Annotated in this window: 19 protein-coding genes; 9 read left to right on the top strand and 10 right to left on the bottom strand. The window is 65.7% G+C overall.

The window, feature by feature from the left end; all coding sequences use genetic code 11:
- Positions 1-25: 25 nt before the first annotated feature.
- A complete protein-coding gene (locus GOACH_RS05325) occupies positions 26-235 on the bottom strand; it encodes a hypothetical protein (protein ID WP_005171715.1) in 210 nt (69 codons plus the stop codon).
- A gap of 127 nt (positions 236-362) precedes the next feature.
- Here GOACH_RS05325 and GOACH_RS05320 point away from each other — a divergent pair, with 127 nt between their 5' ends.
- Entirely contained in the window at positions 363-1,265 is a 903-nt protein-coding gene (locus GOACH_RS05320) for a LysR family transcriptional regulator (protein WP_005171713.1), read from the top strand.
- A 117-nt stretch (positions 1,266-1,382) separates the two neighbouring features.
- Positions 1,383-2,795 (top strand): fatty acid desaturase, encoded by a 1,413-nt coding sequence (locus GOACH_RS05315; protein ID WP_005171711.1) that lies wholly within the window; start codon positions 1,383-1,385, stop codon positions 2,793-2,795.
- Between the two features lie 25 nt (positions 2,796-2,820).
- Here the strand turns inward: GOACH_RS05315 and GOACH_RS05310 are convergent, their stop codons facing one another.
- Positions 2,821-4,020: a PucR family transcriptional regulator gene (locus GOACH_RS05310; protein WP_040517885.1), complete on the bottom strand. Its 1,200-nt coding sequence runs from the start codon at positions 4,018-4,020 to the stop codon at positions 2,821-2,823.
- A gap of 140 nt (positions 4,021-4,160) precedes the next feature.
- On the opposite strand from GOACH_RS05310, the gene GOACH_RS05305 reads away from it, so the two are divergent.
- Positions 4,161-4,355, top strand: a complete 195-nt coding sequence (locus GOACH_RS05305) for a ferredoxin (protein WP_005171708.1) — start codon at positions 4,161-4,163, stop codon at positions 4,353-4,355.
- Between the two features lie 8 nt (positions 4,356-4,363).
- Positions 4,364-5,557, top strand: coding sequence for an NAD(P)/FAD-dependent oxidoreductase (locus GOACH_RS05300; protein ID WP_005171706.1), 1,194 nt, complete (start codon positions 4,364-4,366; stop codon positions 5,555-5,557).
- 13 nt (positions 5,558-5,570) lie between these two features.
- Here GOACH_RS05300 and GOACH_RS05295 read toward each other — a convergent pair whose 3' ends face one another.
- The 5 genes from GOACH_RS05295 to GOACH_RS05275 all read right to left on the bottom strand — a co-directional run bounded on the left by GOACH_RS05295 (position 5,571) and on the right by GOACH_RS05275 (position 10,797).
- A complete protein-coding gene (locus tag GOACH_RS05295) occupies positions 5,571-6,650 on the bottom strand; it encodes an ABC transporter substrate-binding protein (protein WP_005171698.1) in 1,080 nt (359 codons plus the stop codon).
- Between the two features lie 64 nt (positions 6,651-6,714).
- The gene (locus GOACH_RS05290; RefSeq protein WP_005171696.1) at positions 6,715-7,623 is read right to left on the bottom strand and encodes an ABC transporter permease; all 909 of its coding nucleotides are present in this window, start codon (positions 7,621-7,623) and stop codon (positions 6,715-6,717) included.
- Positions 7,620-8,429, bottom strand: a complete 810-nt coding sequence (locus GOACH_RS05285) for an ABC transporter permease (RefSeq protein ID WP_005171693.1) — start codon at positions 8,427-8,429, stop codon at positions 7,620-7,622. Before GOACH_RS05285 ends, GOACH_RS05290 begins: the two co-directional genes overlap by 4 nt.
- The gene (locus tag GOACH_RS05280; protein WP_005171691.1) at positions 8,422-9,324 is read right to left on the bottom strand and encodes an ABC transporter ATP-binding protein; all 903 of its coding nucleotides are present in this window, start codon (positions 9,322-9,324) and stop codon (positions 8,422-8,424) included. Before GOACH_RS05280 ends, GOACH_RS05285 begins: the two co-directional genes overlap by 8 nt.
- Before the next feature lie 87 nt (positions 9,325-9,411).
- Positions 9,412-10,797, bottom strand: coding sequence for a DNA polymerase III subunit delta' (locus tag GOACH_RS05275; protein ID WP_005171672.1), 1,386 nt, complete (start codon positions 10,795-10,797; stop codon positions 9,412-9,414).
- Between the two features lie 123 nt (positions 10,798-10,920).
- Between GOACH_RS05275 and GOACH_RS05270 the strand changes: the two genes are divergently transcribed.
- Entirely contained in the window at positions 10,921-12,426 is a 1,506-nt protein-coding gene (locus GOACH_RS05270; protein WP_052003913.1) for an adenylate/guanylate cyclase domain-containing protein, read from the top strand.
- Positions 12,427-12,454: 28 nt separating this feature from the next.
- Here GOACH_RS05270 and topA read toward each other — a convergent pair whose 3' ends face one another.
- The 3 genes from topA to GOACH_RS05255 all read right to left on the bottom strand — a co-directional run bounded on the left by topA (position 12,455) and on the right by GOACH_RS05255 (position 16,774).
- A complete protein-coding gene (gene topA / locus GOACH_RS05265; RefSeq protein ID WP_005171670.1) occupies positions 12,455-15,532 on the bottom strand; it encodes a type I DNA topoisomerase in 3,078 nt (1,025 codons plus the stop codon).
- A gap of 243 nt (positions 15,533-15,775) precedes the next feature.
- A complete protein-coding gene (locus tag GOACH_RS05260; protein ID WP_005171668.1) occupies positions 15,776-16,378 on the bottom strand; it encodes a hypothetical protein in 603 nt (200 codons plus the stop codon).
- Between the two features lie 192 nt (positions 16,379-16,570).
- Complete coding sequence (locus tag GOACH_RS05255) at positions 16,571-16,774, bottom strand: cold-shock protein (protein ID WP_005171662.1); 204 nt, start codon at positions 16,772-16,774, stop codon at positions 16,571-16,573.
- 401 nt (positions 16,775-17,175) lie between these two features.
- Here GOACH_RS05255 and sftH point away from each other — a divergent pair, with 401 nt between their 5' ends.
- The 4 genes from sftH (at position 17,176) to GOACH_RS05240 (ending at position 23,347) form a co-directional block, all read left to right on the top strand.
- Positions 17,176-19,551, top strand: a complete 2,376-nt coding sequence (gene sftH / locus GOACH_RS05250) for a DEAD/DEAH box helicase (protein ID WP_005171660.1) — start codon at positions 17,176-17,178, stop codon at positions 19,549-19,551.
- A gap of 163 nt (positions 19,552-19,714) precedes the next feature.
- Positions 19,715-20,686 carry a hypothetical protein gene (locus tag GOACH_RS24220; RefSeq protein WP_245551825.1) on the top strand — a complete coding sequence of 324 codons (972 nt, stop codon included), beginning with the start codon at positions 19,715-19,717 and terminating at the stop codon, positions 20,684-20,686.
- The gene (locus GOACH_RS24215; protein ID WP_245551824.1) at positions 20,592-21,359 is read left to right on the top strand and encodes a hypothetical protein; all 768 of its coding nucleotides are present in this window, start codon (positions 20,592-20,594) and stop codon (positions 21,357-21,359) included. The genes GOACH_RS24220 and GOACH_RS24215 overlap by 95 nt, the downstream gene beginning before the upstream one ends.
- A 311-nt stretch (positions 21,360-21,670) precedes the next feature.
- Positions 21,671-23,347: a hypothetical protein gene (locus GOACH_RS05240; protein ID WP_005171652.1), complete on the top strand. Its 1,677-nt coding sequence runs from the start codon at positions 21,671-21,673 to the stop codon at positions 23,345-23,347.
- Positions 23,348-23,366: the final 19 nt, after the last annotated feature.

Here is a 23,366-nt window from a genome sequence, read left to right as displayed (position 1 = left end):
CGCCACGAGCGACGGCCGGGACGGGCTACGACTTCTCGCCGACCCCGGACTCGTCGGCGGCGTCATCCTGCGTGCCGGCGTCCCCGGACTCGTCGGCGGCGGCCTGCTGCTTGTCTGCGTCCTCGTCGGCCAGCGGGTCGTAGCCCGGAACGCCTTCGAGTACGGTCAGTTCGTTGTCGATGGCAGCACCGACGGCCTTTGCGTCGTCTTTGATCTTCTTGATGAAGTCCGACATCTCGCTCCTCGTCACGGCGTTCGGCGCAGCCCTTCCACTGGCACGCACTGGAGACCACCTTACAAGGGGCGCACCCGGTCACAGATGCTGCTTGTGGCCCGACGTCACAGCGCCTAGCGTCGTCGACATGCCAGCACGACGCCTGCCCGACATCGCCGCGCTGGAGGTCATCGTCTCGGTGGGCCGCCTCGGCAGTATGGGCGCCGCAGCCCGCGACCTCGGACTCAGCCAACAGGCCGTCAGCTCGCGGGTGCGCAGCGTCGAGCACGAACTCGGCGTCGAGATCTTCGTCCGCTCGCCCTCCGGCGTCGAACCGACGGAGAACGGGCGACTGCTGCTGGAGTGGGCCAACACGCTCCTCGAGCGGGCGGCGGAGTTCATTGCGGGGGTCGACACACTGGTCGGCAACAAGCACGCGACACTGGTCGTCGCTGCGTCGATGACCGTTGCGGAGTACCTGGTACCGGGCTGGCTCACGACTCTCACCACTCGCGTGGGGGCGCGAATCTCGGTGCGCCCGATGAACTCCGCCGAGGTGATCACCACCGTCCGGTCCGGCGACGCCGATCTCGGGTTCGTCGAGAGTCCCGGCGATACCGCCGACCTCGCCGCCGCGCTCGTTGCGACCGACGAACTCTACGTGGTCGCCGCGCCAGGGCACCCGTGGTCGCAGACCGGCGCCGTATCGGCGGCCGAGTTGGCGTCGACTCCGTTGATCCAGCGCGAACCGGGGTCGGGAACACGGATCACCTATGAGCGGGCCCTGGCCGAATTGGGCCTCGTCGCAGCCGATCCGCTCATCGAACTGCGTTCGGTCACCGCGATCCGCTCGTCCGTGCTGACCTCGAACGGTGTGACGGTGCTCTCGCGGCTGTCGATCGCCGACGACATCGCGGCCGGACGACTCGTGCGCATCGACGTCGACGGCATGTCGATGATCCGCCCGCTCCGCGCCGTGTGGACGCCACACGTCACCATGCGCGGGCCGGCACGCGAACTTCTCGACGTCGCGCTCGCGTCGACCACGTGACTGTGCGTTAGCACAGCCTACGGCTTCATATTGGGTGAATAGCACCGTGATTGTGATCCAGAACGCGTCGATTCTGACAACAGGTCATTGGTACAGCCCGTGTTCAGGAGGTAAATCATGGCACTCGAAGCCAGCGGCACCGTTGCCGACGGAACCACCGAGAGGTGGCGCGACCGCAAGCGCTACCTCTGGCTCATCGGTCTCATCGTCCCGTCGTTCGCGTTCATCGCGATCGGTGTATACGAACTCACCGGATGGGCGGTGTTCCTGTGGACCGGGCCCATCATCGTGCTCGGCGTGGTCCCGGCGATCGACTTCTGCATCGGATTCGATCCGACGAATCCGCCCGACGACGTGATCGAGGAACTCGAGAACGACAAGTACTACCGATACGTCACCTTCGCATTCCTGCCCATCCAGTACGCCGGTTTCATCTGGGCGATGTATCTCATCGCAACCGGGGGATGGCCGGTCATCGACAAGGTCGGCCTGGCGGTGACCCTCGGCTTCATCGGCGGTATCGGCATCAACACCGCACACGAGCTCGGCCACAAGAAGGAGAGCCACGAGCGGTGGCTGTCGAAGATCGCACTGGCACAGACCTTCTACGGCCACTTCTACATCGAGCACAATCGCGGGCACCACGTGCGGGTCGCCACTCCCGAGGACCCGGCGTCGTCGCGTCTGGGTGAGGGCTTCTATCGCTTCTGGTTCCGCACCGTCTTCGGATCGCTGCGCAGCGCATGGCAGGTCGAAGCAAAACGCTACCGACGCAAGGACACCCATCCCTTCCACCTCGGAAACGACGTCCTCAACGCCTGGCTCATGACGATCGTCCTGTGGGGCGCGCTGACCGTCTGGCTCGGCGTCGGAATCCTGCCGTACCTGGTGTTGCAGGCTGTCGTCGGGTTCTCGCTGCTCGAGGTGGTCAACTATCTCGAGCACTACGGAATGCTGCGCCAGCAGACGACGTCTGGTCGGTACGAGCGCGTCCTGCCCATGCACTCGTGGAACTCCAACAACATCGCGACCAACGTCCTGCTCTACCACCTGCAGCGCCACAGCGATCATCACGCGAATCCCACTCGCCGCTACCAAACGCTTCGCGACTACCGCGAATCACCCGCGCTGCCAACCGGTTATGCGGGCATGATCCTGCTCTCGCTGTTCCCACCGCTGTGGCGTCGGGTCATGGACCACCGCGTCGTCGAACACTTCGACGGCGACGTGCGACTCGCGAATGTCGCACCCGGCAAACTCGACCGGCTGACGCGACGGTTCCCGCTACCCACCGGCACGGAGTTCGACGACTCGCCCGTCGAGGACGCCACCCCCGGCGCCTGCGTCGACGACATCCCCGCCGCACGGTGCCCGGGCTGCGGATACGTCTACGAGGTGGCCGTCGGCAACGAACTCGAAGGCTTCGCCGCCGGCACGGCATGGAAGGACATCCCCAACGATTGGACCTGCCCCGACTGCGGCGTGCGCGACAAGCTCGACTTCATCCCGCTCACCGAGACCAGCGCATGAGCCCAGGCCACGCGCGTACGTGCCATCACTCCAGAAATGCGCTGAAGTAGTCGAGCGCCAGCACCAGATCGCCTGCTCGCTCCCGAATCGGGTACCCGAGCAGGCGCTCTGCTTGCTGGGTGCGATACCTCACGGTGTTCTTGTGTATACCAAGCGATTTCGCCACCGTATCGGCGCTGTCGGCGGTGGTCAGGACGTAGCGCACCGTATCGCGGAGTTCGCTGAGATCCGACGCCGCCAACCCGCGCAGCACGGTACGCGTAAACCGCTCGGCGGCATCGGGATCGTGGGTCAACAGCGTCAACGCCGCGACGTCCTCGTATCTGGTGACCGCGACACCCCGTCGCGACGCCCGTGCGACGCGCTGTGCGGCGCGGGCGTCGCGATGAGATCTCACGAATCCACTCATGCCCTCGGCGGGTTCACCGATCGCGAAGCGGATCTGCTCGGGATCGGTACCGCGCGAGTCCCACTGCAGCGCAACGCCTGGCGCCGTCGCGCCGAGGGCGATCCATCCCCAGAGTTCACGTCCACCGGGACGTACGACAACCAATCGCGCACCCGCAATCGAGGAGGCGAGGCGTACGAGGGCCGGTTCGAGCCCCTCGATGGAATCGGCATCCATCGCGTACGCGATGACCGACACCTGGGTGACGCCGGCGATCGGGTGACCACCGAGCTCGGCCGAGAGTTCATTCGAGCCAACGCTTCTCCCGTCTAGCACGTCGGCGACCAGCTCGTAGCGTCGTGCATCGCCGCGTCGTCGAATCCGTTCCACCTCCTGCTGATACAGCGCGACGGACAGCTCGACCGAGGTGGCGAACCAGCGGTTGGCCTTGGTCCAGAACCACACGAGAAGTGATTCGTGGTCGAGCCCCTTCGGTGCCTGGCCCACGACTCCGACGGCGAAATCCCACGACGCCTCCTGCGCGCTCTGATAGATCTTCAGCAGCACGGGGAGGCCGAGATGGTGTCCGGCGATCTGCTCAGCCAGTTCCCCTGCGGCAGGCACCAGTTCGGTGGTTCCCGCGACGTCGACGGTCACTCCGCCGAGGAAGGCGAGCCAGTGTTCTTCGATCGCGGCGATCAGCACGGGCCGGATGTCGTCGGGTAGGTCGACATCGGCCATGATCGCGTCCGCTGTGGTCGACACCCACTCGTCGACCGCTGCCGGGTTCTGCTGCGCGTCGACGAAAGCCTGCAGCCAGTCGGTGATCTCGGTCATCACCTCACGGTGCCAGACACTGTGTGATTACACAGCCAAGACCATTGATTTGTGTCGAGAGACCAGTGTTTGTGATCCATATCCCGGTCAGGATGACAAATGATCGTCATCCACAGCCAGCGATCAGAGGAGAACACACCATGAGCCACATCCAGGTAGACCGCCCCACCTGCGAGGGAATCGGCATGTGCGAGACACAGGCCAATGAGTACTTCCAGATCGGGGACGACGGGATCGTCGAGGTCGCCACACCCGACGTCCCCGACAGCGACAAGGCCTACGTCCGAGCGGCCGTCGACTCCTGCCCGGTGTCGGCGCTGCGGATGCTCGACTGAGGCGCGCCGTGTCCGCCAAGCTCACCATGACCGACGACAACACACCCCACCACACGCAGCCGCTGGTCATCGTCGGCGCATCCCTGGCGGGCGTACGTGCGGCCGAGGGTGCCCGTGCCCAGGGATGGACCGGACCGATCATCATGATCGGAGACGAGCCACATCTCCCTTACGATCGCCCACCGCTGTCAAAGGCACTACTCGACGCCGGCACCGACGCAGAGCTCCCCGTGCTCCGACGTTCCGAGGGCTGGGAGGCTCTCGACGTCGAGCTGCGGACGTCGACCACCGCGACCGGTATCGACGTCGACGCGCGCGAGCTGCTGACCAGTTCCGGCCCCATCAGCTATCACGCTCTCGTCCTCGCCACCGGACACCACGCCCGAACGATCGAGACGCTCGACGGATACGACAACGTCCACGCTCTCAGACACTTCGACGACGCACTCGCCGTCCGTGAGACCTTGGCCAGCGCAACTCGTCTCGCCGTGGTGGGCGCGGGTTTCATCGGCTCCGAGATCGCCTCGGCTGCCGTCGCACGGGGTATCGACGTCACGCTCATCGGAACCGGCCCCTACCCACTGGCTCGCAGCGTAGGGACGCTCGCCGGCGGGATGCTTGCCGATGTGCACCGCGACGCAGGCGTCACGCTGCTTGTGAACTCCGGCCTTTCCGACGTGACGGTGCGTGACAACAGGATCGAGTCCGTGCGCACGTCCTGTGGCCGCGAAGTCCCCGCCGACGCCGTCGTCGTCGGTATAGGGTCGACGCCTGCCACCGCGTGGCTGTCCACGAGCGCGCTCACTCTCGATCCGGCCACACGGGGCGTCGTCTGTGATTCCGGGCTTGCCACCAGTGCGCCCGCGGTGTGGGCTGCGGGCGACGTCGCGGTCGTCGATGGTGTGCCCGGCGGACACTGGACCTCGGCGACCGCACAGGGCTACATCGCGGGGACGAATGCCGTTGGCGGCCGGCAGGAGTACTCGGGTGTGCCGTTCGCCTGGTCGTCGTGGCACGGTCACCGCATCCAGATCGTAGGGACGACACACATCGATGACTCCGACAGTCTCGACGAGAGCGCCGACGACGGCGTCGTGCTCTACCGTGACGGCGCCCAGGTGGTGGGCGCCGTCGGAATCGACGCCCCCGGGCCGATCGCCAAACTCCGACGCACGCTATCCGCGGAACTCGCCACCACGTAGCGCCCGAGCGGTCTCACGCCTTGATGAGACCCGGGTTCTCCTTGTACACCTCGTTGATCAGCGACATGTCGAAGATCTGCTCGGGCTTGATCGAGTAGCCGGCCTTGCCGAGCGCCTCGATGTTCTGCGCGATCAGCGCATCGGTCATCGTCAGCAACCCGTTTCGCTTGGTGTCCTCGGAGACCACGAGGCTGTTCTGCGCCGTCGCCTCCTTGACCTGCTCGTCGAGCTTGAGATTCAGGTCCTTCCCGTACTTCTCGACGGCGAGCTTCGCCGAGCCGGCAGGATCGGCGACGGCGTCGTTCCAGCCCTGGATCTCGGCCTTGAGGAACGCCTTGAGTTTGTCGCGCTCGTTGTCGATGGTCTCCTGCCGCACCACGAGCGTCTCGGCGACCAGCGGCAGACCGAAGTCGGCGAAGAGAAAATTGTTGTTGGCAAAACCGCTCTCGGCCAACGTGATCGGCTCGTTGGTGACGTAGGCGACCCACCCGTCCACCTCGCCCTTGGTGAGCGGGGTGGGGTCGTACTGCACCGAGATCTTCTGGACGTCGGATTCCTTCATGCCGTTGGCGGTCAGAAGGGCTTTGAAGACGTTCTCGTTGGAGGCCTGCACACCGATCTTCCTGCCGGCCATATCCTGTGGAGTTCTGATCGGCTTCTCCGCGGACGAGACGATACAGAACGGATTCTTCTGGTACGTGGCTGCGACGGTCATCAGCTTGGCGCCCTGCAGTATCACCGGCGCGGTGAGCTGTGGTGCCGTGGTGCCGATCCAGACCTTGTTCGACGTCAGCCCGGTCTCCACACCGGTGCCCGCGCCGCCGCCCGTGATCAGCTGCGGTGTGCCGAGACCACCGTCCTTGTAGTAGCCCTTCTCCAACGCCCAGTACTCACCGGCGAATTCGATGTTCTTCTGCCACGAGAGCTGCACCTTCGGGTTGTCCGACGACGCGCCGCCCGACGAACTGCTGCCGCTGCTGCACGCCGCCAGTGCTCCGGACACGCCGAGCGCACCCGCGGCGCCGCCCGCGAGGAGCGTGTACCGCAGGAACGCGCGACGATCGAGTCCGCCGCTTCGCACGGAATTACTCATGGGTGTTCTTCCTTTCAGGTGGATCGGGCACAGCACCCGACCGGACCGACCCCGATCAGCAGACTCAGTTCTGCTGCATACCCATCTGGGCGAGGACAAGTGATTCGACGACGCCGACGATCGCGTAGAGGACGATCGAGGCAACGGTGATGACGAGCACCGATGCCCAGAGCTCGTTGTATGCCGCAGCGGGCAGGGCCTGCTGCAGGGTCGCGCCGAGACCCCGATTGGTACCGAGCCACTCGGCGACGGTGGCGCCGACAAGGGCACCGGGCACCGATATCTTGGCCGCGCCGAACAGCGACGGCACCGCCGACGGGATCGCGGAGCGGCGCAACGCCGTCCATCGACCACCGCCGTAGACGGCGATCACATCGGTGATCTGCGTGGGAGCGTTCGCGAGCCCCGTCATGATCATCACAAGCGCAGGAAAGAAGACCACGATCCCGCCCATCACCGCGACCACACCTACTCCGCGACCCACCACGAGCGTGATCAACGGTGTCATCGCGACCAACGGCACCGAGCGCAACAACATCGCGATCGGCATGAATGTCTGTGCGGCGGGTCGCGATACGACGAACAGTGCCGCCACCAGTACGGCCGCCGCCATCCCGACGACGAATCCGATCGCGGCGTCGGTCAAGGTGATGGTGAGATTGTCGAGAATCTCCGAGCGTGCGTCCGCAGCACCGGGCTCGGTGAACAGATACTGGAACACCTGCACCGGCGTGCGCCCGATGATCGGCCCGATGTCAGGGAAGGCGAGCAGAAACAGCCACCAGATGACCAGGATCAGCACGAATGAGCCGAGGAGTGATCCGAGAAACTTGGTGATCTGCCACAGTAGGGCGCCCACGTTCGGACCACTCGCGACACTGGCCGGCTGTCCGGCGGACGACGGCGGAGCAGCCGGGATGAGCACATCGGCCGTCGAATCGGTTGCGAGAGCGCTTGTCTCGACTCCACTCATCCCAACACCTCCCGGCCGGTCGCCCACCGTGTGGCGAAGCGTGCGACAACCGCGACGATCGCGTAGCCGATACCCGCGACCGCGCCGCACAGCAGCGCGATGGCCCAGACCTGCGGTATGTCGCCGCGTTGTTGCGCGACGATCATCGCCGGTCCCGCACCTTTGTCCGGCATCGCGAGGAACTCACCGAGAACCGCGCCGAGAACTGCAGCCGGGGCTGCGATCTTGATGGCCGCCAGCGTGTTCGGGAGCGCTGCCTCGACCCGGACTCGACGCAACTGCGACATCCGGCCCCCGCCGTAGACGCGAATCAGGTCGAGACTTGCCCTGTTCGGTGACCGCAGTCCGCTGAGCGTGCCGATCATGGTGGTGAAGAAGACCGAGATGGCCGCCAGGAAGATGATCATCGTCTGCACTTGCGCGAAGGCGACCTGGATGATCGGCGCCACCGCGATGATGGGGGTGCAGTAGGAGATGATTGCGAGCTGCGTCGCGAGACCCTCGATCGGTGGTATGAGGATCACCAGGAACGCGAGCAGGATTGCGAGCAGGTTACCCCAGAAGAATCCGCGTAGCGCCAATCCTATTGTGGCCGAAAAGTTCTCGACGTAGTAGCTCCACCCTGTATCGACGATGGTCTGCACAACCGCCCAGGGCGTCGGGATCGTTCCGTGGAACCATTCGAAGACGCCTGCCGCAGACCAGAGCGCAAGGACGGCCACCACACCGACGAGTCCCGCGAACCATCGGTCCGTGCCCACGCCCGTGCGTACCCACGACGCACGCCCGACGACGGCGCTAGCCACTCGTCGCCTCGGAAATCGCGTCGGCGTCGGCCGTGTCGGCAACGTCCATATCGTGCTGCGGAGCATCGGGCGACGCTGTGGGAGTTCCAAACAGCAGTCCCGATAGGTGATCGTGCAGCGCGTGGAACTCGGGTGTGCGCATCATCTCGGGAACGCGTGGCCTGGGCAGGTCGATCGGCACCATGTCGACGACGCGTCCCGGCCGCGGACTCATCACCGCGACGACATCGGACAGGAAGACAGCCTCGGCGATGCCGTGGGTCACCATGAGGGTGGTGGCGGGCTTCTCGGTCCAGATACGCAATAGTTCGATGTTCAGGCGTTGGCGCGTCATGTCGTCGAGAGCACCGAACGGCTCGTCGAGCAGCAGTGCCGTTGGGCGCACCACAAGTGCACGCGCGATCGACACACGTTGTCGCATACCGCCCGAGAGCATCGCGGGCTTCGCCTTCTCGAAACCCGTCAGACCCACGAGCTCGATGAGGTCGGCCACCAGCGAATCGTCGGACGGCATGCGGCCGACCTGCAGCGGTAGCTTGATGTTGGATTCGACGGAGCGCCACGGCAACAGCGCGGAGTCCTGAAAGGCGATACCGAGCGAATGGTCTTGTTGCAGTTCGGCGGGCGACCGACCGTTCATCAGCGCGGTGCCCGAGGTCGGCTCCTCGAGTCCGGCGAGGATGCGTAGCACCGTCGACTTGCCGCATCCCGATGGACCGAGCAGCGACAGAAACGAGCCCTCAGGAGTCTTCAGCGACACGTCGGAGAGCGCGGTTACCGTAGTGGTCCCGCGCACCGACCTCGTGGTGAAGGTTTTGGTCAGTCCGGAGATGTCGATGCCCGTGCCCGGCGGGCGCTGCGGCGCCCGAGACGTCTCCCCCTGTGCAGATGTCATGGGTTGCCACGCTAGAAGCGTTGTGTTTCACCATGATTACCCCGCGGTTACCCTGCGCGCTGCATAGGGCACGGGCCACAGCCACGGTCATGCCGAGCGCATGACCGCTCCGATGGTGGCGACCATCGCGTCGACAGCGAACTTCGGTTTCACGTTCTTGTCAAGGACTTCACGGCACTCCAGGACGGCTTCGACACAGCGGAGCAACTGCTCGGGCGAGGCATACGCGGCCATCGGCACCGCGATGTCGGCAGCCTTGTCGGGATGCATCGGGGTGACCTGGGCTCCCATGGAGACGACGAGCGCATCTCGATACAGCGCGGCGAGGTCGACGAGCGCGCGGTCGAGCGTGTCACGACCGACGCGGGTCGCGCGCGACTTCTGCCGCTTCTCGAGTTCTTTGAGTGCGCCTGCGGTGCCGCGGGGCGGTCGGGCGGTGCCCTTGCCGGTGCCTCCCGCGCCCAGTGCGGTCTTCATCTCCTCGGTCTCGGCTTCATCGCGTTCGGCGCTGATCGCCTTCGCCGCTGCGTCGGCCGACTTCACCAGTTCCTCCGCCGCCGCGTACGCCGTCGAATCGCGGGTCGCTGCGCGCGCGAGAGCGAGCGCCTTGTCGCGCTGTGCGCGGGCCTCAGGATCGGTGGCGAGACGTCGCGCACGTCCGATGTGGCCACCACACACCGAGGCCGCCCACCGCGCGGCGTCGGCGTCGAGGCCGTCACGATCGATGAGGACACGCTCGATATCGGCGACGGTGGGCGTGGCCAACGGAATGTGGCGGCACCGTGAGCGCAACGTGACCGAGATGTCCTCCGGGTCGACTGAGGGAGCGCACAGCAAGAACACCGTGCGCGACGGCGGCTCCTCAACGACCTTGAGCAACGCATTCGCCGCCTGCTCGGTCAGCCGATCCGCGTCTTCGACGACGACGATCTGCCAACGACCCGTTCCCGGCCGACGTGCAGCCGCCTGCACGATCTCGCGCATCGAGTCGACAGAAAGACTCAATCCCTGGGGCACGATGTGCCGCACATCGGCGTGCGTCTGGGCCATCACCGTGACGCATGCGCGACACTCGCCGCACCCCACGAGATCGGGATGCTGGCACTGGAGTGCGGCCGCGAAACAGGTGGCGGCCACCGACCGGCCGCTTCCGGGCGGTCCGGTGAACAGCCAGGCGTGGGTCATCGACGCGCGCGGCACAGCTGTCGTCGGCTGGGGATTGTCGGGTCCGGGATCATCAAAGGCGGGATCGTCGAAGGCCGGGTCATCAACGGCCGGGTCGGAGAACTCGGACTCGGCGAGAGCGGCAACGTCGTCGAGGCCGGTGGAGGCGGGGTGTGCGGCGAGGTCTTCGGCGGCGTCGGCCGGGCCTGCGTCGAGGCGTGCAGCGAGCGCTCTGGCTGCCGTCGCGGCGTCGGTCAGCTCCTGCGCCACCGCCCGCTGCCCGGTGAGTCGGTCGAAGACATTTGTCACACCGCCAGGGTAATCCGCAGTTCGGACACTCCTGCTTGTGGATGAACGTTTAACAATTGCAAGCAGCCGGTTACCTTTGAATGCGTGGTTGAACGTCGATCCAGGCTGTCATACGGCTTGCACATGGCCAGATGGCTGGCGCGCACGCCGTGGCCGATCCTCGCTCTCGACCTCCTCCGCGCCAATCTGGTCGGTGCACTGTTCACCTTCGCGTTCCTCCGCTTCGGCATGCCGTCGCAGGACTCGTTCCAGTTCAACGACATCACCGCACTCAACCAGGGCATCTTTTTCGGCTACCTCATCCTGGCGATGATCGTCGGCGGCGCGCTGAGCATCAAACTCTCGCTGCCGGTACTCGTCTGGCACCGACGGCGGACCCGGCTCGACAACGACCTCGCCCGCAAGCGGGCGTTACGGCTGCCGGTATCGTTGTCGCTGGTCAACATGGGTTTGTGGGTGATCGGCGGAATCCTGTTCACCGCGGTCAACCTCACCGTCTCCCACAAGGACGCGTTCATCGTCGCCGTCGCCAGCGCGATCGGCGCACTCGTGACCTGTGTGCTCAGCTTCCTGCAGTCCGAGAAGGTCCTGCGCCCCATCACGGTCGCGGCCATGGCCAACAACCCCGACGACGCGATCGCGCCCGGCGTGACCACCCGCATCGCCGTCTTCTGGGTGATCAGCGTGGTCGCCCCGATGGTCGTGATCGTCGGGCTGATCCTGCTGCAGCGCATCCACTTCATCGCCACCGACGCCGTCGGCCTGCTGCGACCGATCCTGTGGATGTGCCTGGCGTCTCTCGCGTTCAGCCTGTTGGCGATCGTGCGGGTGGTCCGCGCCATCAATGATCCGATCAAGCAGTTGCGGGCCGCCCAGACGCGCGTCAGCGAAGGCGACCTGAACACCGCGGTCAAGATCTACGACGGTTCCGACCTCGGTCTTCTGCAGGCCGGCTTCAACGACATGGTCGCCGACCTCCGCGAGCGGCAGCAACTGCGCAACCTGTTCGGCCGGTACGTGGGCGAGGACGTCGCACGCAAGGCCATCGAGACGGGTACCGAACTCGGCGGCGAGGAACGTTACGTCGGGGTGCTGTTCGTCGACATCGTCGGCTCGACGCGACTGGCAGTCAACCGTCCCCCACGCGAGGTCGTCGACCTGCTGAACGAGTTCTTCCGTGTGGTGGTCGCCGTCGTCGGACGCCACGGCGGATTCGTCAACAAATTCCAGGGCGACGCCGCGCTCGCCATCTTCGGCGCACCGCTCAACCTCGACGACTTCGCGGGCAAGGCGCTCGCGGCGGCTCGCGAGATGCGCCAGGAGTTGTACGAGACCCTCGGCGACACCGACATCGGCATCGGGGTCTCGGCGGGTAAGGCCATCGCCGGACACATCGGTTCGGAGAAGCGCCTGGAATACACGGTGATCGGCGACCCGGTCAACGAAGCCGCGCGCCTGACCGAACTGGCCAAGGACGAACCGACGCGCGTGCTCGGCTCGGCCCGCGCAGTCTTCCTCGCGTCGAGCGACGAGGCGAAGAACTGGGACATCGGCGAAGGCGTCGAGCTCCGCGGTCGCGGTATCGAAACGCTGCTGGCCCGCCCACACCTCTCCCCGTATCGGCGGTAAGCGGGCACGTGCCGCCACCGGCCGAGGATCACTCCTCGACCGTGGGGGCATCCTTCTCGGCCGCAGTCTTCTTCGCAGCCGTCGTCTTCTTCGCCGTCGTCTTCTTGGCGGCAGTTTTCTTCGCAGCAGTCGTCTTCTTCGCCGCGGTCTTCTTGGCCGCGGTCTTCTTCGGTGCAGCCTTCTTCTTCGTGGCCTTCTTCGCCGGTCCGCGGGCGCGACGGTCGGCGAGAAGTTCCATCGCCCGCTCAGGGGTGATGGTCGCGACGTCGTCGCCCTTGCGGAGGCTGGCGTTGGTTTCACCGTCGGTGACGTACGGCCCGAAGCGGCCGTCCTTGATCACCATCGGTTTGTCGCTGACCTCGTCGTTCTTCTCGAGATCACGCAGCGGAGGCGCGGCGGCTTGCCGCCCCCGACGCTTGGGCTCGGAGTAGATCTTGAGCGCCTCGTCGAGCGTGATTCCGAAGATCTGGTCCTCGTTGGCCAGCGACCGTGAGTCGGTGCCCTTCTTCAGATACGGCCCATAGCGACCGTTCTGCGCGGTGATCTCGTCACCGGACTCCGGGTCCACACCGACGACCCGCGGCAACGAGAGCAGCTTGAGCGCGTCGTCGAGCGTCACCGTGGAGATGTCCATCGACTTGAACAGTGACCCGGTCCGCGGCTTGGGTCCTGCTTTCTTGGCAGCCTTCTTCGCCGTCTTCTTGGCGGCGGTCTTCTTGGCGGTCTTCGTCGCCGTGCCCCCGCCGCCCGCGGGTGTGTCATCGAGCGGCACGACGCCGCCCTCGCCGCCGTCGCGCGGGGTCGGACCCGCCGGGATCGTGGCGGGCGCAGCACTACCGGAGTCGCCGTCGTCCTCGTCGGGGAGAATCTCGGTCACGTACGGACCGAAACGCCCCTCCTTCGCGACGATCTCGTGGCCACTGACCGGGTCGACGCCGAGTGAGCGACCCTCCTGCGGCGTCGAGAACAGCTTCTCGGCGACTTCGAGCGTGAGCTCGTCCGGGGTCATGTCGGCGGGCAGATTGGCGCGCTGGAGGTCAGGTTCGGCATCCGCAGAGGCTGCCACATTGCGTTCCAGATACGGCCCGAACCGACCGACCCGCACGTAGACCGGACGGCCCTGTTCGTCGTCGAACAGCTTGATCGAGTTGACCTCGCGGGCGTCGATCTCCTCGAGGTTCACGCCGACGAGCTTCTTCAAACCGCCGTGCTTGGCGATGTCGGAGCCTGAGATCTCTGGTTGCTCGCCCTGCGTGCCGGTGGCCGACTCGTCGGCTGCCTTGTCGCCGAAATAGAACTCGGTCAGCCAGCGGGTGCGGTTCTCGTTGCCGTTGGCGATCTGGTCGAGATCGTCCTCGAGCGACGCCGTGAAGTCGTAGTCGACGAGGTTCTCGAAGTACGCCTCCATCAGCCCGACCACGGCGAACGCGATCCACGACGGCACCAGCGCACTGCCCTTTTTCACGACGTAGCCACGGTCCTGGATGGTCCCGATGATCGACGCGTAGGTCGACGGCCGACCGATGCCCAGCTCTTCGAGCACCTTGACCAGCGACGCCTCGGTGTAGCGCGCAGGCGGGTTCGTCGAATGTCCGTCGGCCTCGAGGTCGGTCGCGGTGAGGTGCTGCCCCTCGGTGAGCTGCGGCAGGCGCGTCTCGGCGTTGTCGGCCTGGCCGCCGGCCTGCTCGTCGACGGTCTCGACGTATGCCGACAGGAAGCCGGGGAAGGTGATCGTGCGTCCCGACGCCGCAAAGGTACAGCGCTCGCCGTTACCGCCGGGCCCGCTCGCCGTTCCGGCGATGCGCAGGCTCAACGTGGTGCCGCGGGCATCTGCCATCTGCGAGGCGACGGTCCGCTGCCAGATCAGCTCGTAAAGCCGGAACTCGTCGGCCTCGAGCTGGCCGGCCACCTGCCCCGGGGTTCGGAAGGTCTCGCCCGCGGGGCGAATCGCCTCGTGCGCCTCCTGCGCGTTTTTGACCTTGCGGTTGTACTGACGCGGCGTGGCGTGCACGAAATCGGCGCCGTAGAGGTCTCGGGCCTGGGCACGCGCAGCGTTGATCGCCGACTCGCTCAGCGTCGTCGAGTCGGTACGCATGTAGGTGATGTAGCCGTTCTCGTACAACCGCTGCGCGATGCGCATCGTGCGATCGGAGGTGAAGCGCAGCTTTCGGCCTGCCTCCTGCTGCAGCGTCGACGTCATGAACGGGGCGTACGGCTTGCGGGTGTAGGGCTTCTCCTCGACCGACGTGACCGTCATGTCGGCGCCGTCGAGGGCCGTGGCCAGTGCGGTCGCACGTTCGCGATCGAGTACGACGACGCCGTCCGCGCGCTTGAGGGTGCCGCGTGCATCGAAGTCCCGGCCCGTCGCGACCCGCGCGTCGTCGACAGAGACCAACCGCGACGAGAAGGTGCGCGGCGTCGTCGACTCACCGGCGTCGAGCGTGGCGTCGACATCCCAGTACTCCGCCGACACGAACGCCATGCGCTCACGCTCACGTTCGACGATGATCCGCGTGGCCACCGACTGCACGCGGCCAGCCGACAACTTCGGCATGACCTTCTTCCACAGCACGGGCGAGACCTCGTATCCGTAGAGCCGGTCGAGGATGCGTCGGGTCTCCTGCGCGTCGACCAGGTCGATGTCGAGGTCACGGGGGTTCTCGGCCGCCGCACGGATCGCAGGCTCGGTGATCTCGTGGAAGACCATGCGCTTCACCGGGATCTTCGGCTTGAGCGTCTCGAGCAGATGCCAGGCGATGGCCTCGCCCTCGCGGTCACCGTCCGTGGCGAGGTAGAGCTCGTCGACATCCTTCATCAGCGACTTGAGTTCGGACACCGTCGACTTCTTGTCGGCAGAGACCACATACAGCGGCTCGAAGTTGTCGTCGACGTTCACACCCAGGCGAGCCCAGGGCTGGCCCTTGTATTTCGCCGGTACGTCGGCGGCGCCGCGGGGCAGGTCACGAATGTGACCACGCGACGACTCCACGACGTAATTGCCCCCCAGGTACCCCGCGATCTTGCGCGCCTTGGTCGGCGACTCGACGATCACCAGACGTCGGATCGCTTCTCCTTTTGCGGGCGCTGTGGTGCTGGTCTCGGCCAACGGGTGTCCTTCGGTTTGGACCTGCCCGCCGTGTGCCGGTCGGCCGGCGGGTGAGGTCTCGTCTCGTGTTGAGGTTTGTACCTTATGTATAGCGCCATTTGCACATCCGAATTCACGACGGGCGCTCATCCGCCGGACAATTCGACGACGCCGGCGCTCAAAACACCAGGTCAGCGCCGAATATGCCGTGGGCGAAACGAAATGTGTCCTTCGTCGGTTCCCCGTACACCGGTTCGCCGTTCGTCAGTCAGCGACATCCGGCCACTGCGCATTCGCACCCGGATACGACGGCGCCTCGCCCACGTATTCGCAGAGACGGGCGAGTCGACGACGACCCGAGATCCGCAACGCGGGCGAGTGGATTCGTGTGCCGACAAGCGTAGGCGCGATCCCGGTACGCATCAGCGCAGTCGCGAGTTGCGCATGGGTGTCGGGCGCGTGGGGATCGAGTCCGAGCTGGTAGTGACCGGCGTCCATCGAACCCGCGGCGATCGTCCACAGACGCAGCGCGCGCGCACCGGGCACCCACCCGTCCGGAACCGCCTTCACGGCCCCGCGTGACCAAGTGGCATGCAGCGCGTCGAGCCGCGGCGTGAGCACGCTACGTGCAAGCGGATTACCCTCGTCCGACTCGGTCAGTTCGGTGTCGATGCCGCAGGCCCGCATCTCGTCGACGACGGCCGACGCCCGCCATGGTGCAGACAACACAATCGATACGCGTGCGCCACCGGCACCCGACCCGCCGCCCGTCACGCGCGACGACTGTCCGTGTGCCGCAAGGAGACCGCCGAGATCGTCGAGCGACGGCTCGTCCAGTTCGGCGGAGAAGAACGCCAGTTGGCCCACGCACAGAGAATACTGGTGTCGCGGACTACTGGTGTCGCACCCGAGCAACGCCGCGCCGTGCTGCCGAGTCACGGACTGCCATCCGAGCGCAGCATGCACGTCACGGACTGTCGTCCGAACAGAGCAACGCTCCCGCCCTCGAAAGAGGACGGGAGCGTTGCATCGATCAAGCTCGTCAGTCGAGCCGAAGTCTCAGACGGCGCGGACGCCCGTCGCCTGCGGACCCTTGGTGCCCTGTCCGACCTCGAACTCCACGCGCTGGTTCTCCTCGAGGGTACGGAATCCGTTGCCCTGGATCTCCGAGTAGTGGACGAACACGTCGTCATTGCCCTCGTCGGGAGCAATAAAGCCGAAGCCCTTCTCCGCGTTGAACCACTTCACAGTCCCCTGTGCCATTCCTGCAATCCTTTACATACATTCAAACTGTCCCGACACGCTGGTCACGTGTCGCGGCCGGTCGTACCGCCATACCTCGGAGAACGCGGATGGGAGAGTTCGTGGACGAACCCGCTCCGCCTGACAACTTCAGTACCACGGCTGCAACCCGATCCCGCGCGATCACCGCAATGAGCGATGGCCGCTCGGGAGCTGCGGCCGGACTCAGTCAATCATGTTCGGGGCGACTTGGATAGTCATCGCAATCACTCTGAGCCAAAACCACCCGATCTTTCGACGTTCGAGACCGAAAGGTAACATCGTCTTCAATGAAAACCGGCTGCCCATAGGACATAATCACGCTCTCGCAACCATTGGGGCCTCGCACACCGAGATCACCCGGTCACCACGATATTTCGTCTATGCATCACTCCACATTCGGCACAGAGCTTCTCCGTCGCTCGCTTGCCGGAACAGATCCGGACTCCAGTCCGGTAACTCACCTCTCGGTAATCGGTTCCCGCTCAGCGACTTTCGCCCCCTGGCCGGATTGGGTTTCCGACGAGGTCAAGAACGCATTGGTCGATAGCGGAATCGGACAACCATGGATTCATCAGACCGCCGCCGCCGATCACGCATTCGCCGGTCGCCATGTGTCGATTGCCACCGGAACCGCATCTGGCAAATCGTTGTCGTACCAGATGCCAATTCTGACGACGCTGCTCGCCGAACCGCACTCGACCGCACTGTATCTCAGCCCGACCAAAGCACTGGGCGCCGATCAACTCAAAGCACTCACGTCAATCATCTCCGGGCGTCGCGACTTCTCTCACCTGCAGCCATGCGCGTACGACGGCGACACCGATCCCGAGATCCGGCAGTGGGCCCGCGCGCATTCGCGGTGGATTTTCACCAATCCCGACATGCTGCATCTGGGAATTCTGACCGGCGTCGCAACACCAGGGACACACACCGGCGGCGCGTCGCGTGGCCAATGGCGACAGTTTTTCGCTCATCTGCGCTACGTCGTCGTCGATGAATGTCACCACTACCGAGGGGTGTTCGGGTCCAACACCGCGATGGTGCTTCGTCGACTACTGCGTCTGGCACGCGCGTGCGGATCGGAGCCGACGGTGATCGCGGCCAGCGCAACCGTCGCCGATCCCGCGGCCGCGCTCGAACGGCTCATCGGTGAGCCCGCCGCCGGCGTGACGGACGATGGTTCGCCGCGAGGTGAGCGGACCGTCGCGCTTTGGGAACCCGCCTTCGTACCAGGAGTGACCGGAGAGAACGACGCCCCGGTACGACGATCCGCGGGCGCCGAGGCATCCCGCCTACTCGCCGACTTCGTCGTCGAGGGCGCGAGGACACTCTGTTTCGGGCGCAGCAGGCGCGGCGTCGAGATAGCGGCACTCGGCGCTCGTGATCTGTTGTCACACAGCGCTCCCGACCTCGTCGGCAAGGTCGCCGCTTACCGCGCGGGATACCTTGCAGATGACCGACGTCGACTCGAGGCCGCGATATCGGATGGAGAACTCGTCGGTGTCGCAACCACCAACGCACTCGAGCTCGGTGTTGACATCACCGGGCTCGATGCGGTGATCATCGCCGGCTACCCGGGAACCATCGCCTCGTTCTGGCAACAGGCCGGACGTGCTGGGCGGCAACGCGAATCGGGTGATGCACTGGTCGTCCTCGTCGCACGCGACGATCCGCTCGACACCTATCTCGTCCATCACCCCGACGCGCTACTGGCCACCCCGGTCGAGGCTCCTGTCATCGACCCGACCAATCCCTACATCCTGGGGCCGCACCTGCTCTGCGCAGCTACGGAGTTCCCGTTGGGAGACAACGAGATCGAGCGATGGGGCGCGCGCGACGCCGTACTTCAACTCGCCGCCGACGGACTCCTCCGCAAGCGAAAGGCCGGCTGGTACCCGGCCGCCGGCGTGGAACCCCACGGCGACATCGATATTCGCGGCGGCATCGGTGGACAAGTCCTCATCGTCGACCACTCGTCGTCGGAGCTCCTCGGCACAGTCGACGCCGGTCGTGCACCCGCGACCGTGCATCCCGGAGCCGTGCACATCCACCAGGGCGAGAGCTACGTCGTCGACGAACTCGATCTCGATGAGGGCCTCGCGCTGGCGCATCCCGAGGAACCCGACTGGACCACGTCGGCACGCGAGACCACCGAGGTCGCGGTCACCTCCGTCGTCTCGTCGCGAACATACGGACCGCTGTCGGTGGCATTCGTCGACGTCGATGTCAGCCATCAGGTCGTCGGCTATCTACGATCGCTTCCCTCCGGCGAGATCCTCGACGCCGTCGAGCTCGATATGCCGCAGCAGACTCTGCACACACGCGCGGTCATGTACACGTTGACGCCGGAGGCGCTGTCCGAGGCGGGGATCGACGCGACGCGTCTGCCCGGAGCGCTGCATGCGGCCGAACATGCCGCGATCGGTCTCCTACCCCTCGTCGCGACATGCGACCGCTGGGATATCGGAGGGCTCTCGACCAACCTTCATCCCGACACCGGACTCCCGACGGTCTTCGTCTACGACGGCTATCTCGGTGGCGCGGGATTCGCCGAACGAGGTTTCGCACAGTTCGAGACGTGGATCGCGGCGACCGCGGATGCCATCTCCGAGTGCGGCTGTGACCAGGGTTGCCCGTCGTGCGTGCAGTCTCCCAAATGCGGCAACGGCAATGAGCCACTCGACAAGGCCGGAGCCCTGAGCGTTCTGCGATCTATCACACACCTTCTTGACGGTATGACCCACCTCGCAAGCTGAGTCATTTGTCCACGCCGTTGCGGCACCATGTCTCTTTTCGACAACCGGCATGCACAGTCATCCGCGGTGGGCGTCGGCGAGTGGCGACGGCGTCACCATCGGCGCGCTTCGGCCGCACCGATCACTCATGACTACTCGCCACCGGTTTCTAGGAGTGACAATGATGAACGCTGCCGTTCGCCCACGGGCGAGCATGATGGCCCTTGCCGGGGTTTCCGTGGCGAGTGCCGCGGTGATCGGGGCCGTCCCGTCGATGAGCCAGGCAGCCACGTATGCCGCAGCGCCCGTCGTCACGGCGCAGCACACCACTGCTGTGGCCGCCGTGACGCAGTTCGGGGCCGCCACACCGGCCGCCGATGCCAACCCGCTCGAGATCTACCAGACGGTGATCGCCAAGGCACAGGCCGCGATCGAGAAGCTGCAGAAGTCGGCACCGAAGGCCGAGTACCCCATCCTCAACCAATTGCTCGCGAACCAGGCCGCTCTGGTCGATGGCGTCATCAACGGCGCGGTCGCCGGCGAGTGGAAACAGGTTGAGGCTCCGGACTTTTCGTCCCTGGAGAATCAGCTCAAGGCAATCCTCGACGGTTTCGACGTTGCCGCGACCACCATTCAGACCAATCTGACGAAGGCACTCGAAGAGCAGCTCCCGTCGTTGCTCGACGCGGTGACCAGGTCGCTGTCGAACGGCGACATCGAAGGCGCGATGAACAACCTCCTGATGGCGGTCATCTCCCCCGTCTACGCGCTCATCAAGCCGGGGGGCAAGGGTGGAGCGACGGCGTCGCTGCTCCAGATTCTCAACATCCCGCTCAACGCCGGTCTCATCGCCGCAGGTGCGATCCCCAATGCCGATATCGCCAACGCGTTGTCCCAACCGCTGAAGAACACGTCGAAGGTGCTCGACGTCGTGCTCAAGAGCGACTTCAACTACATCGGGATGGGCCCTCATCAGCCCGGTGGCAGGCGGACTCGGCGGCTTCGGTCGAGGAGTGCAGAACGTGGTCGACGCGCTGGGCGACAACGACCTGGAGGCTGCATTGACCGCCCTGATCCAAGCGCCCGCAATCACGCTCGACGGCTTCCTGCACGGAGGCTACGGACCGAGCATCGGCGGCCTGGTGGGCTTCGGTGACTCGTTGCGCGTCGTGAGTGGCGGCCTGCTGGGCGGCGGCCTGCAGATCGTCGGCAAGGACGCCGACGGCAACCGCGCCACGATCATACCCGGCACGGGCTGGGTGCTGCAGAGGTTGCAGCAGGACATTCTCAAGGCGATCACCCCGGCGCCGCCGAAGAAGTCCGTGAGCGCCGACATGGCCACGCTGGTGGCAGCACAATCCGGCCAGACGCCATCGCCGACGACGGCCGTCGCGGACGCACACGGCGCACCTGATACATCACCCGAATCCGGCGGCGCTGCAACCGAAACCACGGACGCGGCCACCAATGGGTCGAGCGGCACCGAGTCCCCCTCTTCGGCGTCGAATTCGTCCGATTCGTCGACTCCCGTCAGCGACTCGGACACGGACTCCGCGACCGCCGACGGTGAGAGCAACCCCACCACACAGGGCTCGACCGGAGCCGAGCAGTCGGCCAGCGCAGTTACACCGCCGAACGGCACGGCGTCGAACGGTACTGCGTCGACCAGCCAGTCATCGAAGGACACTTCCTCGCGTACAGCATCGAAGACCCCGTCGAGCGGAACCCCATCGAGCAACCGGGCGTCGAGCAACGGGGCGTCGAGCAACCGGGCGTCGGGCGACGCGGCGTCTGCCGGTGCGGCGACGGGTGGTTTGTCGGCGAGCTGATCCGCAGCACTTCCCGAGCGACTCGGCGTCCGTGACCGCTTCCGGTTGCGGACGCCGAGGCGGCCGTCTTCGGCGTCGCCGTCACCCACACGGTGTGAAGCGGTAGAAATGAGACCACTTCGAGCGGCTCAGGAGATGTGGATCACAAGCTGAGTCATACGGCTACGCACTTCTCGACATCCACTCACTTCGCCTTCCTCACGATGCATCCTCGACCTCGGCGCGTCCGGTGGTGGCGGGACGTGCCACGGCGGCGAACGGTCGGGGGCCGACGCAGATCAGACCGCTGCCACCGCTGACTAGGAGTGAGCATGAAGAACGTTGCCGTTCGCCCGGGGGTGGGCGCACTGGCCCTCGCCGGAATGTCCGTTGCGAGTGCTGCCGTGATCGCAGCAGTCCCGACCGTGAGCCAGGCAGCAACGATCGCCGCGAATCCGGTCGCCGCAACGACGGCGCCCGATCGAGCCGCCACCGTGCCCATCGGAGCTGCGGCGACAGCCACCGAGTCGACGGACACCGAGGCTGCGGTGGACCCGACCCAGATCTACGCCGACGCCATCGAGCGTGCACTCGCCAACATCGAAGAACTGCAGGCCGGTTCGTCCGACAAGGCATTCCCGATCCTGAGCCAAATCCTGCAGAACCAGCTCAACGTGATCAACGGCGTGGCGAGCGGGGCGATCAACGGCGAATGGAAGGAAGGCAAGTCACCGAACTTCCCCGCCCTGTGGAAAGAAGCGACCGCATCAATAACCGGTCTCGGCGCCGGTCTGGCGGGTGCGGGCGAGGACGTGGCCGACGCATTACGCAACGACGTCCCGCCGTTACTCGAAGCGGTGACCAATGCGCTGCAGGACGGGGACATCGAATCAGCGATGAACAACATGCTGCTGGTCGCGGTTGTCCCGATCTTCGCAGCGATCAATCCCTCGTCTGGCCCTCTACTTCCTGCGCTGGGGAAGATTCTGGACGTGCCGCTCGATCTGGGTCTGGCATTCGCGGGAGCAATCCCCAATGACCAGATCAGCAGTGCATTGTCGGAACCGTTCAATGCAGGCAAGCGGGTCGTCGGCCAACTGCAGGAGGTCGCACTGTTCACGGGGATGGGCATCATCAGCCCCCTCGGTGGCGGCATCGGAGCCCTCGGGCATGCCGTCCAGACCGTCGTCGATGGCGTTGCCGCCGGGGATATGGATGCCTTGGCCTCCGCACTGCTGCAGGCTCCCGGGGTGATGCTCGACGGCCTCCTCAACGGCGGCTACGGCCCCAGCGTCGGCAACATGATCGGCCTCGGTGACTACCCGGTGGTCAACGGCGGCCTACTCGGCCCGAAGCTCAACATCACTTTCGACGACGGCCAGATCAAGATCTTCCTTCCCGGCACGCTCGGTGCACTGCAGTACATCCAGCAGCGCATCGCCGGCGTCCTGGCACCGGTGCCCCCGACCACGTCGCAGACGGTCGACGCATCGGCAGTGGTGAGTTCGCCCCTGATCAGCGCGGCGCACACGCCGGCGAGCGCGGGGCAGGCAGGGCCGGGGACCACCGCGAGGGCTTCCGACGACACCGCTTCGGAATCAGCAGCTTCGGCGTCGAAGACCTCGTCATCCGGAGCGTCGGAGAACGCGACGTCGGGCGATTCGGTGCAGGAGACCGCCGCCTCAGAGTCGTCTGTTTCAGAGTCGTCTGATGCCACGTCGGATGACGCAACACCCGCGACCGGAGGACCGTCGGCGGCGACAGACGGCGGCAACACCCCCGCAACCGACGCTCCGAGCGATACCCCGGCGTCGTCGACCGACTCCGGCACCACGACCGGATCGGAGGCGTCGGGCGGCACCGGCTCCGCCGACACCGAGGGCTCGGGCGCTGCAGCCTCTGACGACGCATCTGCATCCGGCCCGACCGCGCCGAGCTCCGGAGCCGATTCGAGCGCTACGACGAGCAGCGGATCGTCATCGTCGCAGAGCGGTTCCGCCTCGGAGTAGCAGTAACGACAGTCCGACC

Origin of the sequence: Gordonia aichiensis NBRC 108223 (genome assembly GCF_000332975.1) — a bacterium.
GTDB classification, from domain to species: Bacteria; Actinomycetota; Actinomycetes; order Mycobacteriales; family Mycobacteriaceae; genus Gordonia; species Gordonia aichiensis.
The sequence above is the reverse complement of the archived record's forward strand: the minus strand, read 5'-3'. Positions and strand labels throughout refer to the sequence as shown.

What these genes read in the sequence shown, in the direction of transcription:
- GOACH_RS05325 (WP_005171715.1), bottom strand. Translation starts at nt 235, where the DNA reads ATGTCGGACTTCATCAAGAAGATCAAAGACGACGCAAAGGCCGTCGGT.
- GOACH_RS05320 (WP_005171713.1), top strand. Translation starts at nt 363, where the DNA reads ATGCCAGCACGACGCCTGCCCGACATCGCCGCGCTGGAGGTCATCGTC.
- GOACH_RS05315 (WP_005171711.1), top strand. Translation starts at nt 1,383, where the DNA reads ATGGCACTCGAAGCCAGCGGCACCGTTGCCGACGGAACCACCGAGAGG.
- GOACH_RS05310 (WP_040517885.1), bottom strand. Translation starts at nt 4,020, where the DNA reads ATGACCGAGATCACCGACTGGCTGCAGGCTTTCGTCGACGCGCAGCAG.
- GOACH_RS05305 (WP_005171708.1), top strand. Translation starts at nt 4,161, where the DNA reads ATGAGCCACATCCAGGTAGACCGCCCCACCTGCGAGGGAATCGGCATG.
- GOACH_RS05295 (WP_005171698.1), bottom strand. Translation starts at nt 6,650, where the DNA reads ATGAGTAATTCCGTGCGAAGCGGCGGACTCGATCGTCGCGCGTTCCTG.
- GOACH_RS05290 (WP_005171696.1), bottom strand. Translation starts at nt 7,623, where the DNA reads ATGAGTGGAGTCGAGACAAGCGCTCTCGCAACCGATTCGACGGCCGAT.
- GOACH_RS05280 (WP_005171691.1), bottom strand. Translation starts at nt 9,324, where the DNA reads ATGACATCTGCACAGGGGGAGACGTCTCGGGCGCCGCAGCGCCCGCCG.
- GOACH_RS05270 (WP_052003913.1), top strand. Translation starts at nt 10,921, where the DNA reads ATGGCCAGATGGCTGGCGCGCACGCCGTGGCCGATCCTCGCTCTCGAC.
- GOACH_RS05255 (WP_005171662.1), bottom strand. Translation starts at nt 16,774, where the DNA reads ATGGCACAGGGGACTGTGAAGTGGTTCAACGCGGAGAAGGGCTTCGGC.
- sftH (WP_005171660.1), top strand. Translation starts at nt 17,176, where the DNA reads ATGCATCACTCCACATTCGGCACAGAGCTTCTCCGTCGCTCGCTTGCC.
- GOACH_RS24220 (WP_245551825.1), top strand. Translation starts at nt 19,715, where the DNA reads ATGAACGCTGCCGTTCGCCCACGGGCGAGCATGATGGCCCTTGCCGGG.
- GOACH_RS05240 (WP_005171652.1), top strand. Translation starts at nt 21,671, where the DNA reads ATGAAGAACGTTGCCGTTCGCCCGGGGGTGGGCGCACTGGCCCTCGCC.